The organism is Micromonospora sp. MA102 (assembly GCF_025460765.1).
In the GTDB taxonomy this organism is placed as follows: domain Bacteria; phylum Actinomycetota; class Actinomycetes; order Mycobacteriales; family Micromonosporaceae; genus Micromonospora; species Micromonospora halotolerans.
This window is the reverse complement of record NZ_JAMWEG010000010.1, coordinates 192,175-207,844: the sequence shown is the minus strand read 5'-3', so window position 1 is coordinate 207,844 and position 15,670 is coordinate 192,175. Positions and strand designations below refer to the sequence as shown.

The window sequence follows — 15,670 nt, the reverse complement described above, 5'->3', positions numbered from 1 at the left end:
CGTGGCCGACCCGCGCGGCGCGGGATGATTGACGAGGAAACACAACCGCTCAACGGCGCCGGACAAGCCGGCGACCCGCGAGGTACGGGCTGAGGAGGACAACGGTGGAGGAAAACGTACGGGCCGGGCGCTGCGTGGTCGCTGTGGACGGGCCGTCCGGTTCGGGTAAGTCCACCGTGTCACGGCGGCTCGCGGTCAGCATCGAGGCCCGCTACCTCGACACCGGCGCCATGTACCGGGCGCTCACCTGGGCGGTGCTGCGCTCCGGCGTCGATTTGATCGACACCGAGTCGGTGGCCAAGGTCGCCGGCGAGGCCGACCTGCGCATCGGCACCGACCCCCAGGGGTACGGCGTGACCGTCGACGGCGTCGACGTGGCGAAGGAGATCCGCGGCCCCGAGGTGACCGGCGCGGTCTCCGCCGTGGCCGCCGTGGGCGCGGTACGCGAGCTGCTGGTCGCCCGGCAGCGGCAGATGATCGCCGACGCCGGCCGGATCGTGGTCGAGGGCCGCGACATCGGCTCCGTGGTGGCGCCCGACGCCGACCTGAAGGTCTACCTGACCGCCTCCGAGTCGGCCCGCGCCCAGCGGCGCAGCGCCGAGGACGCCGTGGACGTCGCGGCGACCGCCGCCGACCTGGCCCGCCGCGACAAGCTGGACTCGACCCGCAAGGTCAACCCGCTCCAGCAGGCCCCCGACGCGGTCGTGCTGGACACCACCGAGCTGGGCATCGACGAGGTCGTCGCCCGGCTGCGCGCGCTGCTCACCGATCGGGGTGTGGCATGAGCGAGGATTTCGGCGGTTGGGTGGAGCTGCGCGAGCCGGAGCTCGAGCCCGGTGAGCCGACCGGCCCGCAGCCGGTGGTGGCCGTGGTGGGCCGCCCCAACGTGGGCAAGTCGACGCTGGTCAACCGGATCATCGGCCGCCGCCAGGCGGTCGTCGAGGACATCCCCGGCGTGACCCGGGACCGGGTGCCGTACGACGCGCAGTGGAACGGCCGGGCGTTCACCGTGGTGGACACCGGCGGCTGGGAGCCGGACGCCAAGGACCGGGCCGCGGCCATCGCCGCCCAGGCCGAGACGGCCGTCGTCACCGCCGACGTGGTGCTCTTCGTGGTCGACGCCATGGTCGGCTCGACCGACGTGGACGAGGCCGCCGTGAAGATGCTGCGGCGCAGCGCCAAGCCGGTGATCCTGGTCGCGAACAAGGCCGACAACACCGCCATCGAGATGGAGTCCACTGCGCTCTGGTCGCTCGGCCTCGGTGAGCCGTTCCCGGTCTCCGCGCTGCACGGCCGTGGCTCCGGCGACCTGCTCGACGCCATCATGGCGGCGCTGCCCGAGGCGCCGAAGATCGTGGAGAACCGCCCCCGCGGCCCGCGCCGCGTCGCCCTGGTCGGCCGCCCCAACGTCGGCAAGTCCAGCCTGCTCAACCGCTTCTCCGGCGAGGACCGGGCGGTGGTCGACGCGGTCGCCGGCACCACCGTCGACCCGGTGGACAGCCTCGTGGAGATCGGCGGGGAGACCTGGCAGCTGGTCGACACCGCCGGCCTGCGCAAGCGGGTCGGCAAGGCCAGCGGCACCGAGTACTACGCCAGCCTGCGCACCGCCGCGGCGATCGAGGCGGCCGAGGTGGCCGTGGTGCTGCTCGACTCCAGCGAGGTGATCAGCGAGCAGGACCAGCGCATCCTCACCATGGTGGTGGAGGCCGGTCGGGCTCTGGTCATCGCGTTCAACAAGTGGGACCTGGTCGACGGCGACCGGCGCTACTACCTGGACAAGGAGATCGACCGGGAGCTGCGCCGCATCCCCTGGGCGATCCGGCTGAACCTGTCGGCGAAGACCGGCCGGGCGGTCGACAAACTCGCCCCGGCGCTGCACAAGGCCCTGGCCAGCTGGGAGACCCGCATCCCGACCGCCCAGCTCAACCAGTGGCTCACCGCGCTGGTCCAGGCCACCCCGCACCCGGTGCGCGGCGGCCGGGCCCCGCGCATCCTCTTCGCCACCCAGGCCGGGGTGGCCCCGCCGCGCTTCGTGCTCTTCACCACCGGCCCGCTCGACGCCGGCTACCAGCGGTTCGTGGAGCGCAAGCTCCGCGAGGAGTTCGGCTTCGAGGGCAGCCCGATCGACATCTCGGTCCGCCCCCGCAAGAAGCTCGGCCCGGGCGGCCGGGGCAAGGCCCACGGCTGATCCACCTTACGAGAGAAGCCGCCGGGGACCCCGTCCCCGGCGGCTTCTTTCCTAGGACGCTCCAGGGGGAGTGGCGGTCGGCACGCGGTGGGGCCTGTGCGCGGGTCTGTAGATCTTGCGCTAAGCTGTACCGGCTGCCGCGGGGAATGCCGCGCGGGGGCATCGGGACGTGGCGCAGCTTGGTAGCGCACTTGACTGGGGGTCAAGGGGTCGTCGGTTCGAATCCGGCCGTCCCGACGCAGGTCAGAGGCCATTCGGAATCTTCCGGATGGCCTTTTCTGATCCTGTACAGCAGCGAAGTACTGCAACGGCTCATTGATCGAGGCTCTCGCCGAGCTTCCGCAGGGCCTCCCGGGTCGCCCTGGATGAGACCTGGCTGTAGATCTCCATCGTGATCGAGAAGTCGGCGTGTCTGCTGCCCGCCATGCAGCCGTCAACCATCCGCCGCTCACGGCAGCGCCACATCAGGTCGGGCTGCACAAACCGCTGCTCGGGACGGTTCGCGGCTACGACGGCAAGCAGTAGGACTGGTGCGGTGGAACGCACTGATGCCGCAGATGAAAGCTGTGACGTGCCCGTGCCCGTGCCCGTGCCCGTGCGCGGTGCTGAGGTGAGGTTGAATGGCCCCCGTGCCAAGCATGAGTCGGTCCCGGTACGCCGGCGTTCTCGCACATCACGACGACAAAGTCGTTCTCGTGTACGAGGAGTACCCACGGTGGGGCGGCCCCTACTGGAACATCCCGAGCGGGCGGATCGAGGACCACGAGACGCCGTTTGAGGGCGCCTGCCGAGAGTTGGCCGAGGAGACAGGTCTGGTCGTCGCAACCGCGGACCTCGTTCTTCATGGCACGGCGGCGGTGACCGGAGCAGTCACCGTCAGCCGGGTGTGGAACTTCACCGTCGACGTGGTGGATCCGGCCCTGCACGTCCGCGACCCAGATGGTCTGATTCAGGAGGCCCGCTGGTTCTCCGTCGAAGAAGCAAGCCGCTTGCTTCATGAGTTGCCCTACCGGCCGCTGTCGGAGCCGTCAGTTGCGGTCCTCACCCGTCAGGCTCAGCCGGGCGCCCATTGGGCGTATTCCGATCCGGAAGCGGAGCCAGTTGTCACCTACCCCGACGGGTGAAGGACATTTGCCACGTCCCTGTCCTGCTGATGACCAAGGTGCCCCGACACCTTGCTGGACCGCGGCGACGAGCCCCGCGGACGGACTACAGCGTGTTCGCCTCCCGAACCGTTCTCGATCTCTGTCGTTTACCGGATCTGCCGCGAGTCGCGCGCTCGAGGCGACGCCGGAGCGATCATGTCGAGCATCAACCGAGGCCGTCGTGTCAACCATCAGCCGGAGTCGGACATCCTCGGTGCTGAGCTGTCGGGTCTCAGGACCTGCGTGACATATCAGTCTCGGGACGTGGGTGACACGTCCGGCTAGACGGTCTTGTTACTACCGGCGGGTGAGGATGCGCGTCGGGTGCGTTCGCTGCCGATGGCACCAGGTGATCGCAGGCAAGGGTGCCGCGCGGGATAGACCAAACGCGGCAGGCGGCCCTGGGCTATCGTCCGCGAGTGTCCCTCACCGATGCAGATATCGCCTCCGCGCTGGCTCCAGCCGGCCTCTGCTGAACACCACTGTCTGGGGCAACGGGACAGTGAGCACCATTGTCATCCGACCGGATCGGGCGCGAGCGCGCTGAGAGAACGTGCCTCCGCGTGGGCGGCCTGCCACTGTTGTTCGTGCGGCTCTGAAAGTTTGGCGGAGTGTCACCCAGGTCCTGATACCGATCTGTCACGCAGGTCCCGAGACCGTACACCTCGGTGCTGAGCTGCCGGGCTCCACTTGATGCGTTACGGATCGCTGTCACTTGATCCGTGACACGTCCGGCTAGACGATCTTGTGATTCCTCTGAAGCTGTGGATATTGACACTACGCTTCGGTTTTCGTCGAGAGCCTGCTCTGGGAGGCTTCCGGGGTGGGCAGGGACGTGGATCCGGACGAGCTTGCAGGTTGCGTGGTTGTTGAGGTTGGGGAGCGGCAGGCTTGGCCGTTCATCACCTTTGCCGACGGTGGGAGCGCGCCGTCGCGTGAAGCTCGGCTTTATCTCGACAGCTTGTGGCAGGTTCGGGTGACTACCGGGTCGAGCCGGGCGTTGCCGGCGTCGGCAGATGTGTGCCGGTTGCTCGACCTGAACAGCCTGACGGTGGAGCGGGCTCAGGTCAGCGAGGCAGGTGACCTGGAGGTCTGCTTCGTCGATGGTTCCAACGTGACCGTGTCCGGTGCGGCAACGGCCGACACCGCTGGAGAGCCGTGGTGGTTCACTCCATGGACCTCCCAGGGGTGATGCTGCGGCGAGGCGGCCGTGGAGGTTCGGGTTTGCGGACCTTGAACCGCGCGATCGGCTTGACGGTGGTGCGGGCGACCTCGGTGACGAGTTGGTCGCCGTCGTGGACGCGGAAGGTGGTGTCGGCGGCTTCGACCGTGAGGGTCGCTCCGGCGTGGCGGATGCCGACGTGGATGCGTTGGCCGGCGATGACGAGGGCTCCTCGGCAGCTGACGCGGCGTTCGACTTTCAGCGGCTGAGATGCGGGCCGCGGTGGTGGTCCGGCAGGGCGGGCGTCGCGGATGCGGGCGACCTCGGCCGGTGTCAGGGGATTGGGCAGGCTGCGTAGCAGGACGCCGTTGGCGGTGATCTGCAGCAGTCCGCGGTCGAGTCGGACGGTGACGCGCCTGCCGGCGAAGTGGTAGCCGACGGGGTGTTGCCGGCCGGCGAGGCTGATCAGGCCGGTCGCGTTGACGAGCCGTTCGATCTCGATCGGGGCGCCGGCCTGGGCGGGGCCGGTGGTGATCGGTGGTGGCCCAGCTGGGGCGCCGTCGTCGGCGAGGAGTTGGCGCAGGTGGTCGGGGGTGAGCCGGGACGGGACGGTCTTGAGTCGGACGCCGTCGATGAGCAGGTGGACGACGGTGGTGTCGGCCCAGAGGGTGACCGGCAGTCCGGCTCGGGTGGGGCTGAGCCAGAACTGTTGTCCGCAGACGGTGAGGTTGCCTGAGGCGGGAACGAGGCGGGTGACCTCCACGGCCAGGTCGACGTTGTCGTCGCTCGGCACTGGCACTGCCAGGGCGACGGCTTGCCCGGCGGATGGTGCAGGTGCCGGTGGTGCTGGCAGCGGCCGGCGGGGGGCGGGGATGGTGGTGGCCAGCGTTGGCGGAAGCCGCAGCGGCAGCTGCTCCTCGGCCGGCTGGGCGGTGAACCGGTCGGCCGGGAACGCCATCCCGAGGGACTGGTGGGGTCGTTCAGTGTTGTATTCGTGCCAGAAAGCGTCGATGGCGGCCTGGGCCTCTTCCGGGCTGGCCCAGACTCCGACGTCGTCGAGGAGCTCGCGTTGCAGGGTTTGGTGGAATCGCTCGACCTTGCCGGTGGTGGTGGGTGAGCGGGGTTTGGTCAGCCGGTGGGTGATGGCGTTCTCCCGGCAGATCCGGTCGAACATCACCTCCCCGCCGCCGCGACCGAACCGGGCGGTGAACTGCTTGCCGTTGTCTGTGAGCACCTCCTCAGGCACCCCGAACCGTTGCAGGGCTTCGGCGAAGGCGAGACAGACCGCACGGCCGGTGGCCCGACGGACGACTTGGGCGATGACGCAGAAGCGGGAGTGGTCGTCGACGCCGGTGACGACCTTGGCCTCACCACCGTCAGCGAGTTGGATGCCGCCGACGATGTCCATCTGCCACAGCTCCATCGGCCTGCCGCGTTCCCAGCGCCGGTAGTCCTCTCGTCGGCGCCGACGAGGTGTCGGGTCGATGAGCCCGTGACGGACCAGGACCCGGTAGATGGTGCTCAGCGACGGGACGGGTCCCGGGCAACCGTGGCGGCCCAGCTCGTAGTGCAACCGCCGCTGACCCCACCGGGGATGGTTGCGGCGCAGCTCGCAGATCACCGCCTCCACCTCAGCGGCGGTCTGGGCGGGATGCGCATGCGGTCGGTGCGATCGGTCAGCCAGACCGTCCAAGCCGTGATCGTGATACCAGCCCAACCAGCGGTGCACGGACTGACGTGAGACGCCGAAGCGTTCGGCAACCTCGGTCACGGACAGGCCAGCTTGGACTCCCAGCACCGCGCGGTAACGCTGCTCGGTCACACTCATCTCCACCAGCACTCGGCGGAGTGTCACCCATCAAGTGAAGCCACCGTGTAACGCATCAACCGGAGTCGGACAACCTCGGTGCTGAGCAGGTGTGAGAACTTTCTGTACGAGATCAAGGCGGCCCGCTTCGCAGGCCGCTCGCGCCGCCGAACCTGGGCCGGGCCGATGGCCCGCCGCCGCGCCTCTGGCCTTCGGCCGCCAGCGCGCCGGTGTTAGCCCGCCGGCGGCACGACGTACGACGAAGCCCCGGCCGCCATGGTTGCTGGCAGATCCGGGGCTTCGGTGTTGGTTGGAACAAGGGCAGTGCCTCCGGCGGGGTCCTCGGGCGCTCCGGGATGGTGGCGCCATCCCGACATCCTTCGTCCGGGCAGAGCCGAGCGGGCAGGGCCTGCCCGGTCAAGGTCGTTCAGACAGTGGTGTGCTCCACCTTGACCGGGCAGGCCCTGCCCACCCCACGGGTGTGCGGACGAAGGCCGACGGGATGACTGCAAGGCGCAGCCGGGAAGCCTACTCAGGTCGAGCTGGGCGGTCAGCTAGCAGCGCGACACGCGCCACGAACGGCGGCAGACGAAGGAAAAGGCCAGGTCCGTCGTCCCAACCTCCGTGGTCGGCATGGTGGGCCCCCTTAGTAGAGGCAGACGTCGTAATCGCGTTTAGAAGTCCGACCAGCACACCGCGTAGGTGTAGCCGACTGGATCGATCCATCCGTCCGGGGGTGTGTAACGCGAATAACTAACGAGGATCCACGCGTTTGCGTTGGTTGCCCCGCACCCATTGTAGCGGCCGCCAAGCTTCACACCGGTAGTTTGGCTGCAATCAGCGTACTGACCCCTCTGAACGTAATCAACGATGGTGCTGGAAGTGTCGGGCTGATAGAAAACGGGGATGTTGCTGTAAGCCTTGGCTTCAACCTTGCCGGTCGAACAGGTAGCGAAACTGGAGGCGGCAGCCGGGGCTGCCGTGACTGCCGTGATGGCCACCGTAAGGCTAACGGCCGCGACGGTCAGGGCAATGAGACGACGAATCAACAGTAATCCCCTCGATCATGGTCGATGTTCGCGGAGACTGTACCAACTCAGTCGATCATGTGCTAGGCCGTCCACCCTTACCGAGACGAATCCTGTATTGCACGCTAAGTGGACTTTGCTCGCGAAGCGTCGCGAACCATGGTCGGCCCTAGCAGGCCGACTCCTCGAGCAGTATTCGGAACTGGCTCGATCTCTGGCGGGGTCGGTGAAGATCATCGGGTACAGATCCACTACAACTGAGAGCAACCAACGACGGCGGACGTTGGCAAGTGTCGGCAGGTTCGGTGCTGGTCGCGTCGTCGATCGGTCCGACTGATGACGGCCACTCGCTACTGCGGGTGTAAGGGGTTCAAATCCCCTCAGTCCTCGGGGTGGGCTGCTTGGTCGTGTCTCCTGGATCTTGGCGTCGAGTGCCGAGTCGTCTGAGGATTGCCTCGGCTTTTAGGTGCCATTCCTGGGTGGCATGGGCGAAGACGCCAGCAGGCAAGGACCAAGCGGTGCCTTCGGGCTCGCCGAGCCGGCGTAGTGCTGGAGGTATCGCGTCGATCCAGCCGAAGAGCCCGCGCCGTTTCATCCGTTGTCGGTACAGTGCCCGTCCGGCCTCGGTGTGCCAGTAGCGGTTTGCCTCTGGCAGGGCGCCGATGAGGCCTGCGGCTACCAGGCGGGGTACGGCTTGGATGAACTCGGCCTCGGTCAGGAGGGCGTGGTTGATGCCGTCAGCCTTCGCGATGACCTGGGCGAGGGTGTAGCCATCGTCGGGACCGGTTCCCTCGATCGAGGAAAAGACCCAGGCATCCGAGATGGTCCATTGGCTGGCCATAGTTGCAGGATAGGAGCCGCCCGTAGGGGCTGCGTTTGCCGCGCAGAGGGAGCAGCAGGGGAGTGATGGCTCCGCTGTGGCAGGCCGTCCGGGCCCGTACAGCAACGAAGTACAGCAACCGACCACACCAAGCGGAACCCTGGTGACCACCATCAGGCCTTGGGTCAGCAGTGCGAGCCGAACGGGACGGCGTTGCCGATCTCTGGGGGTCAAGGGGTCGTCGGTTCGAATCCGGCCGTCCCGACGCAGCTCAGAGGGCACATCCAATTTATGGACGTGCCCTCTTGTCGTAGCTGGGTGACTGACTGAGTGACTGTGCCTCAGCGCCGAAGATCCGACCTTGGCGATCGCGCCGCCCAGGAGCACTGGCCGCAGTTGGTGCCGGTAGACGCTCTCGGTGACGGTCGTGCCGGAGTGGCCGCAGAGGTCGCCGATCTGCTCGATGCTCATGCCGCTGTCGGACAGCAGGGACACGAAGCTGTGCCGCAGCTCGCGTGGGGTCCAGTCGCGCGGGTCAAGGCCCGCTCTGGCGACGACCGGGCGGAAGGCCCGAAGCACGTTGTGCCGGTCGAGGGCCGTGCCGGCAGCGGAGGGGAGGACGAGGCGGTCGGCGGCAGGCCGGCTCTGGCGCTCGCGGTGGGTGGTGAGCGCGGTGCCGCACCGGGCCGGCAGGGCCAGGGTGCGACGCGTCGGTGCCGTTGTCGGGTGGAGGGCGGTTAGCTTCTAAGTTGTGAAGACGACGGGTTGGTTCCGGGCGTTGCTTGACAGGGCTACTAGGGATCGCCCCGGAAAGTCCGCTGACGCAGAGCCGTTCGCGCCGGAGTGCATGTCGCTGCTTGAGTTGGCCAGGTTGCTTACTCAGCGGCACAGCGCCAGGGTTGCCAGCGCGTTCGTCGAGGTGGTGACCTTCGCATCGGCTGACGAGATCGTCGCGATGCTGAAGGTGATGCTGGAAGAGGACTGGATGGGTCTGCCTGTCTGGGCGCGGAACCTCGCGTTCCGGTTGGCCTGCCTCCAACGGCCGGAGGATGCCGAGCTGTTGCATGTGGCGGCCAACGATTTGCATGCCTTCGGCCCGGACTGGGACACCATCGCCGCGGAACTTCACCACCGAGCAGACCGACTAGAGGCGAGGCGCGAGGAGAACGCTCCCTGAGTCCTCTGCTGCAATAACCGCGTTCACACCGAAGCGTTCACCGCAGCTCGAACTCGAGCCGCTCGTCGTGGCCGAACTTCTGGTCCTCTGCTTTGGACGACGCGCACGAGGTTGCAGATCCTTTCGAATTTCTGCGCTCCGAGGTTCCTCCTGCTGACCCGCCAGTGTGTCCAGACCACCCTTACCGGGCGGGGGACATCCCTGCTCGACCGGTCGCACCGGGCATCCAGGTTCGAACCGTAGTAGGGGCTCCGTCGAGAGCGCGGCCGAGAAGCCGATGAAGGTCGCCTTCGCTCCGTACCTCGCGGCCATCAATTTCGACGAGCACCTGGCTCAATTCCTTGTCAACCAGCGATCAACGCCGGCAGCCCGATACAGCCCGTCAGTAGGTGCGTATGACGTTGTTGCTGATGGCAGGACTGCGGATCCTAGTCCGCTTCGACGTAGGAGCGGCTCTCCCAGTGATCTGTAACCTCACCTTATGCAGATGCAGCCTGGTCCCGGAGTTGACTCGACTGGAGTCGTTCGGACCAACGCTGTTCCTGTTACGCGTTTGACCCTCGTGACCATGGTCGAGGCCAGTGACTGGGCAGTGGAACTTCCCCGCCCCATACTGCTCCATGCGGGCGAGCAGCTTTGGGTCCGGGGATCGACGATCTGCGTCCGTCATCTGGGTGGAGCCGTGACGGTCTACGAGGGGGAGGGCTTCTGGCTCTGCCGGTAGGGACCGTCTAAAGGCCCGGTAGCCGCAAGCCTCGACGCAAGGAGTTGGGCGCGATCAAGGGTGGGTGACTGACCGGGTGACGACGGGCACGTGCGGGGGATGGCCTTTTCTGATCGTCGAACCTTGGTGCTGTGAGGTCCAGGGGCTGCTCCGCCCGCCGTCGGATGGCAAGCTCGTGTCCCATGATCGATGATGTCGCCAAGGACTGTCTGCTTAGCCGGCTCAGGTCGATACGTCAGGTGCTGATCTGGACGCCAGGTGGGGACGCCGCGGGACGTCTGGATCTCGTGAAGGTTCGCCCGTGAGGGCCGTCATCGTCTCGGCGGCGGTCGCGTTCATCATCTCCCTGTTCGGCACGCCGGTGGCGATCCGCGTCTTCACCGCGCTCAAGGCCGGTCAGCCGATCCGATCCATCGGGCTCGCCAGCAACGAGGGAAAGAAGGGCACGCCCACGATGGGCGGCGTGGTTTTCATCGTGGCGACCGTCTTCGCCTACGTCGCCGGGCATCTCGCCCTGACCACCCTGCCCGACCGCCAGATCGCGCAGGAGGGGCCGACCATGACGGCCCTGGTGCTGCTCGGCCTGTTCGTCTTCTGCGGCGCGGTCGGCTTCTTCGACGACATCCTCAAGGTGCGCCGGCGCAACTCCGACGGACTGTCCGCCAAGGGCAAGCTGCTCGGCCAGGCGATCGTCGGCGCCGGGTTCGGCGTCGCCGCGCTCTACATGCCGAGCACCAACGGCCAGACCGTGGCGAGCGAGCACATCTCGCTCATCCGCGACATGAGCTGGCTGAACGTCGGCAAGGCCGGCGCGGTCGTGGTCATCGTCTTCGTGATCACGGCGATGTCCAACGGGGTGAACCTCACCGACGGCCTCGACGGTCTGGCCACCGGCGCGTCGATCCTGGTGCTCGGCGCGTACGCGCTGATCGGCTTCTGGCAGTACCGGCACTGGTGCGCCGACGACGCGTACGCCCGCGTGAACGACTACTGCTACCAGGTCCGGGATCCCCTGGAGATCGCCATGATCGCGGCGGCTGCGGCCGGCGCCTGCGTGGGCTTCCTGTGGTGGAACACGTCCCCGGCGCGGATCTTCATGGGTGACGTGGGCTCGCTCGGGCTCGGCGCCCTGATCGGCGGGCTCGCGGTGGCAACCCGCACGACGCTACTTTCGATCATGATCGGCGGGCTCTTCGTCATCATCACGACGACCTGGGTGATCCAGATCGTCTCGTTCCGGACCACCGGAAGACGTGTCTTCCGGATGGTGCCGTTGCACCACCACTTCGAGTTGGCCGGATGGAGCGAGGTCAACATCGTGGTCCGGTTCTGGATCGTGGCCGGCGTCTGCGTGGCGGTCGGCCTGGGCCTGTTCTACTCGGATTTCCTGGCGGTCGTCGGATGAAAGCCACGCGACAAGCCTGATCCACAACAGGTCCACCCGGAGCTACGCGGAGCTGACGGCACCGGCCGATTCTCAGATCATCCTCAAGAAATCCCGCCCCGCCGCCCGCTGGCGGCACGGCTGGCGTGTGCTGTCGCCACCGTGTCATCCCCCCTGTTCGGGAGCTTCCATGAGAGACAGACGGACGACCACCTTCTCCGTCCTGCTCGCCGCGGCCCTCGCGGCGACCGTTGCGCCCGCGCCCCACGCGTCCGCGGCCAGCCCCGGCGAGGAGCGCTTCCAGCCGAGTGTCACCTACGACCTGTCGGTGACCGACGCCGAGCGCGACGCGATCCACGCGGAAGTTGAGGCGTTGGCGGGACGCGTCAGCAGCGCGCGGGCGGGGGACGGCACCTACAACCCGCTCACGCTGGTCGGGGCGATGCTGGACGGGTCGAGCTACGACTCCATCTCCCGAGGCGGCACGGCCGCGACGGCGTACCCCTTCCCGGTCAGCAACACCGAAGCCAACCAGAACGAGTACGACCGCAAGGTCGCCAAGCTCGCCTGGGTGGTCAAGCTGGCCACCGACCTGGGTTTCCCGGTGGTCGTCCAACGCCAACCCGACAAGTACGTCTACGCGGAGATCGGTGACCCGGACGCCCCGGAAATGGTCATGGCGTTGAGCCACCTCGACTCGCCGACGGCTTCGGTGTCGCCGGCCCAGCTGGCGCGCTGGCGGGACGCCGACGGCAACCTCGGCACTCCTGGTGCGTACCACTCGCCCTATGTCCAGGACGGCTGGGTCTACGGGGCGGGTATCCAGGACGACAGCGGCCCGACGCTGGCGACGCTGCTCGCGGCCAAGGCGCTGCTCCAGGCGGGGTTGCCCCTCGACCGGCGCATCCGCATCGTCATGGGAATCTATGAGGACGGCGGTCCCGGCACGCCCTCGACGACGAACACCGCCACCTTCCAGTCCATCCCGTACAACTCGAACCCGAGCTTCTACGACAACTGGGCCTACAAGAACCTCAACCGGGAGGAGATCCCGGTTGCGGCCTACACCTCCGACTCGCGGTTCCCGGTCATCGTCGGCAACTCCGGATCGGTGACCCCGTCGGTGTCGATGAGCTTGTCCGCGGACAGCAGCAAGGCCTTCCGGCTGACGGCTGCCACGGCCGGCGTGACCCTGCGCGAAGGCGACCCGACGCTCAAGGACATCGCCTACGGCAGCACCACCCAGATCGCCTCGCGTGCGATCTTCACCCTCGACGTGGCGGGGGCCAGCTCGACCGAGCGGGACCGATTCGTGTCCGCGATCACCGCCGCCGCGACCACGAAGGGTTGGCTCCCGGCCGCTCCCCGCACCACGCCCAAGGTGCGGACCACGATCACTGGCGACTCGCTCACGCTGGAGATCAACACCGATGTGGCGATGGAGATGCCGACCCCGCAGTACGGCAGGAATGCCGTCGTGTGGGGAATGTTCCTGCTCTCGGAGGGACTCGGCGCACTGGGAACCACGGCCGCCGACCTGCAACTGAAGAAGGCCGCCGACGGCATCACCGACCTGTTCTTCCGCGACGGTGTCGAAGGCGAGGCCTATATCGGCAAGTACATGGGCATCCCGGCGAACCTGTTGCGCAACCCGAGCAACGGCACGCCGAACCTGACCTTCGCCCTCATGGGCGGCATCAACTCGGAGACCCCGACGAGCTTCTACACGGACGCCTCCGGCAGCCTCAGCATGCCGATGTATGTGCGCAGCATGCACGTCACCGCGGCTGACTCCGGCCAGGCGACGGCGGCGGTCACGGCCGCCTTCCAGGCGAAGGGGTTCACCATCGGCAACCTCGGCTCGCCCGTCGGCGCCGGGTTGTACGTCACTCACGACAACCCGCTGACGGCTCTGCAGTTCGGGAGCTACCAGGCCTCGATCGACCGCAACCCGGGGGAGTTCGCGGATCCCTATGCCCTCAGGGACGTGGTCTATCCGCAGGGCACGACCGGTGGCACCCTGGCCAGCAGCTTCCGCAACAAGATGACCGCCTTCGGCGCCGTCATCCCGGGTAACGAGCGCTGGTGGCACACGGCCAACGAGCGGATGAAGGTCGACTCGGCGGTGCAGATGACCAAGATCATGGCCGACGGCATGCTGGAGATGGCCCGGTACTCCGGGCCCGCCGGTGCCAAGTTCATGTGGGCGGACATGCCGGGGCTGAACGCCGACCGGGCGGACCTCGACCTGCTCGACGTCACGATCGGCACCTACAAGGACGCGTCGGCCGCTGTCGGCACGAGCCAGTTGGGCAATCGGGCCCTGCTCGGCGCCACCTCGTTCAACATCCCGATGTGGAACGGGCGCGGCAACTCGACCCCGACGGCGTCGGCCTTCGAACTGGGGCACGCCCCGGGAGGGGTATACCTGCCCCTGACCGACACCGAGTACCTGAACTCCACGTACGTGGCGCCGATGCGTCTGGAGTTCAAGGTGGAGCGCCCCGACCACATGTCGGACGCGGCGTGGGCGACGTTCGTCGCCGGGGGCTACGGCGACTTCCAGTTCAACATTCTCGTCGGCGACAAGGTCGTGCCGCTGGCCGTTCCCGCGGGGCAGAGTACGGACAAGTACTTCTCCTCGCGCATGTCGGCCAACAACCCCGACGCCATCTACCTGTCGGTCAACCTCGCGATCACCGATGCGCCGTACACCGGCGTGCAGGCCAAGCTCGCGGATTCCAAGACGGACCTGTACAAGGTCAATCCGACGTACCTGGCCTCCAACCCGGATCCGTTCCCCGGGCGCGGGGCCGTCGAACAGCGGGGCTTCTTCGTGTTCGGTGATGGCCAGAAGAACGCGGAATTCTCGTCGCCCGACGCGGTCTACGTGACGGTCGCCAACGCGGTCGTCGATGCGAAGCCGTCGGCGGTGGTGAAGAAGCTGAACGGCCACACGAACGAGTTGACCATCACGGTGAAGCAGACCCACATCGACGGCAGCGAGTCTCCGGTGACGGCCACGTTCACGATCAACAACAACGCTGCCGGCACCTACACCGTCGGCGACTACAAGGTGTACGTCGATACCAAGGGCAACACCCAGGTTCGGTCGATCTCCATCGTGTGAACCGGAAGTTCAGCGCGCGCACGAGGGGGCATGCGCGGTGGCAGGAAGCCTCGACTCGGGGTCAGCGGCCGCCGGGGTACGAGGCACAGTGACAACGGAGTGGAGCCATTGCCGTCGGCAGTGGTTCCACTCCGTTGCGCGCCAAGGGGCGTGGCTGTTCACGTGGGTTGCTGCGCTTCCCGCGCTAGCCGGGTTTGATGGTGGCGAGTTGGACAAGCAGTTGAACCAGCCGGTAGGCGTCGGGGAAGTCCGCGGCGTGGAAGGCGACCGTTCGGCCGCCGCCGACCCGGGTCACACCCGGCACCAGAACTGCGAGGTCGACCATGTAAGGGCCGTACAGGTCGACCTCGACGTCCAACGGCCCGGCCATCTTCGGCGGGGGGATCAATGCGCGCCGGGCGATTGCATCGGCGGCAGCGCGGCGCAGCCGCTCCCGTGCCTCCTGCGGGTGCAGGGCCACTGCGGCCGCCTGGCCAAGGGTCTGCTTGACGGCGACGGTGACCGCCGAGGGCACCAGCTCACTGAATTCCGCGCAGGCGGCGTCGTCCCCGCTGAGCAGGACAACCGGCGCGTCCAGGTGCCCCGCCATGGCGGCGTTGAGGCCGATCTCGCCCAGCGACCGTCCGGCCACCCGCACGTCGAGGATGGCGTCACTCATCGTGTGCGCCAGCACGGCAGGCCCGGCGCCGGCCCGAGCGTGATAGCCGATGAACATGACGGCATCCGTCTGCTCGTCCAGCCCGGCGAGCATGCCCAGCGGGCGGGGTTTGCCTCGCACCAGGTGAGCACGCCGGTCGAGGTCCTCCGGCAGGAGGTTCCGAAACGGTCCATGTGCGTCGGCGACCCACACGACGGCGTCGGGTTCGGCGTCGAGAACGCCGGCAATCACCGCGTTTGCCTCGGCCGTCATCAGGGCCCGGCCGCGCTCGTAGTCGTACCGATCCGGATTCGTCTCAGTGGGATGCACGATCCCCGAGATGCCTTCCATGTCTACCGAGATCAGAACCTTCATGGAACGATGACCCTACGCGCTCCTGGCACAAGGGTCGATCTCGCGAAGCGCAGGCGCGATGGTCGATTGCCAGGAGACGAATGCCGTGTGCAA

The 15,670-nt window shown here is 67.5% G+C and carries 12 protein-coding genes, 1 tRNA gene and 1 pseudogene; 8 read left to right on the top strand and 6 right to left on the bottom strand.

Features of this window, described 5'->3' with window-relative positions:
* Positions 1-104: 104 nt before the first annotated feature.
* From cmk to NFX44_RS21400, 3 genes are all read left to right on the top strand, one after another.
* Positions 105-785, top strand: coding sequence for a (d)CMP kinase (gene cmk / locus NFX44_RS21410; RefSeq protein WP_262285344.1), 681 nt, complete (start codon positions 105-107; stop codon positions 783-785).
* Positions 782-2,188: a ribosome biogenesis GTPase Der gene (gene der / locus NFX44_RS21405; RefSeq protein WP_262285343.1), complete on the top strand. Its 1,407-nt coding sequence runs from the start codon at positions 782-784 to the stop codon at positions 2,186-2,188. The genes cmk and der overlap by 4 nt, the downstream gene beginning before the upstream one ends.
* 163 nt (positions 2,189-2,351) lie before the next feature.
* A tRNA-Pro gene (locus NFX44_RS21400) sits at positions 2,352-2,425 on the top strand.
* Between the two features lie 75 nt (positions 2,426-2,500).
* On the opposite strand, the gene NFX44_RS21395 is transcribed toward NFX44_RS21400, so the two are convergent.
* Complete coding sequence (locus NFX44_RS21395) at positions 2,501-2,668, bottom strand: hypothetical protein (RefSeq protein ID WP_262285381.1); 168 nt, start codon at positions 2,666-2,668, stop codon at positions 2,501-2,503.
* Between the two features lie 140 nt (positions 2,669-2,808).
* On the opposite strand from NFX44_RS21395, the gene NFX44_RS21390 reads away from it, so the two are divergent.
* Both NFX44_RS21390 and NFX44_RS21385 read left to right on the top strand, forming a co-directional pair.
* Positions 2,809-3,312: an NUDIX hydrolase gene (locus NFX44_RS21390; protein WP_315974617.1), complete on the top strand. Its 504-nt coding sequence runs from the start codon at positions 2,809-2,811 to the stop codon at positions 3,310-3,312.
* An 856-nt stretch (positions 3,313-4,168) separates the two neighbouring features.
* On the top strand, positions 4,169-4,525 hold the full coding sequence (locus NFX44_RS21385) for a hypothetical protein (RefSeq protein WP_262285342.1): 357 nt from the start codon (positions 4,169-4,171) through the stop codon (positions 4,523-4,525).
* Here the strand turns inward: NFX44_RS21385 and NFX44_RS21380 are convergent.
* The 4 genes and pseudogenes from NFX44_RS21380 to NFX44_RS21365 form a co-directional block, all read right to left on the bottom strand.
* The gene (locus tag NFX44_RS21380) at positions 4,500-6,323 is read right to left on the bottom strand and encodes an IS481 family transposase (protein ID WP_262285377.1); all 1,824 of its coding nucleotides are present in this window, start codon (positions 6,321-6,323) and stop codon (positions 4,500-4,502) included. The two genes, NFX44_RS21385 and NFX44_RS21380, sit on opposite strands and share 26 nt — an antisense overlap.
* A gap of 653 nt (positions 6,324-6,976) precedes the next feature.
* The gene (locus NFX44_RS21375; RefSeq protein ID WP_262285341.1) at positions 6,977-7,351 is read right to left on the bottom strand and encodes a hypothetical protein; all 375 of its coding nucleotides are present in this window, start codon (positions 7,349-7,351) and stop codon (positions 6,977-6,979) included.
* A gap of 349 nt (positions 7,352-7,700) precedes the next feature.
* Positions 7,701-8,171, bottom strand: coding sequence for a hypothetical protein (locus NFX44_RS21370; RefSeq protein WP_262285340.1), 471 nt, complete (start codon positions 8,169-8,171; stop codon positions 7,701-7,703).
* Positions 8,172-8,439: 268 nt separating this feature from the next.
* Positions 8,440-8,861 (bottom strand): annotated as a pseudogene (locus NFX44_RS21365) (tyrosine-type recombinase/integrase); the annotation flags it as partial.
* Between the two features lie 136 nt (positions 8,862-8,997).
* On the opposite strand from NFX44_RS21365, the gene NFX44_RS21360 reads away from it, so the two are divergent.
* The 3 genes from NFX44_RS21360 to NFX44_RS21350 all read left to right on the top strand — a co-directional run bounded on the left by NFX44_RS21360 (position 8,998) and on the right by NFX44_RS21350 (position 14,565).
* A complete protein-coding gene (locus tag NFX44_RS21360; RefSeq protein ID WP_262285339.1) occupies positions 8,998-9,327 on the top strand; it encodes a hypothetical protein in 330 nt (109 codons plus the stop codon).
* Between the two features lie 1,025 nt (positions 9,328-10,352).
* Entirely contained in the window at positions 10,353-11,456 is a 1,104-nt protein-coding gene (mraY, locus tag NFX44_RS21355) for a phospho-N-acetylmuramoyl-pentapeptide-transferase (RefSeq protein WP_262285338.1), read from the top strand.
* Positions 11,457-11,763: 307 nt separating this feature from the next.
* Positions 11,764-14,565 carry a M20/M25/M40 family metallo-hydrolase gene (locus NFX44_RS21350; protein ID WP_262285337.1) on the top strand — a complete coding sequence of 934 codons (2,802 nt, stop codon included), beginning with the start codon at positions 11,764-11,766 and terminating at the stop codon, positions 14,563-14,565.
* 184 nt (positions 14,566-14,749) lie between these two features.
* Here the strand turns inward: NFX44_RS21350 and NFX44_RS21345 are convergent, their stop codons facing one another.
* Positions 14,750-15,577, bottom strand: coding sequence for a M55 family metallopeptidase (locus NFX44_RS21345; protein ID WP_262285336.1), 828 nt, complete (start codon positions 15,575-15,577; stop codon positions 14,750-14,752).
* Positions 15,578-15,670 lie beyond the last annotated feature (93 nt).

Excerpts from the sequence above, each read along its gene's own strand:
- NFX44_RS21370 (WP_262285340.1), bottom strand. The coding sequence starts at position 8,171 with ATGGCCAGCCAATGGACCATCTCGGATGCCTGGGTCTTTTCCTCGATC.
- NFX44_RS21390 (WP_315974617.1), top strand. The coding sequence starts at position 2,809 with ATGGCCCCCGTGCCAAGCATGAGTCGGTCCCGGTACGCCGGCGTTCTC.
- NFX44_RS21380 (WP_262285377.1), bottom strand. The coding sequence starts at position 6,323 with ATGAGTGTGACCGAGCAGCGTTACCGCGCGGTGCTGGGAGTCCAAGCT.
- NFX44_RS21360 (WP_262285339.1), top strand. The coding sequence starts at position 8,998 with ATGTCGCTGCTTGAGTTGGCCAGGTTGCTTACTCAGCGGCACAGCGCC.
- NFX44_RS21345 (WP_262285336.1), bottom strand. The coding sequence starts at position 15,577 with ATGAAGGTTCTGATCTCGGTAGACATGGAAGGCATCTCGGGGATCGTG.
- der (WP_262285343.1), top strand. The coding sequence starts at position 782 with ATGAGCGAGGATTTCGGCGGTTGGGTGGAGCTGCGCGAGCCGGAGCTC.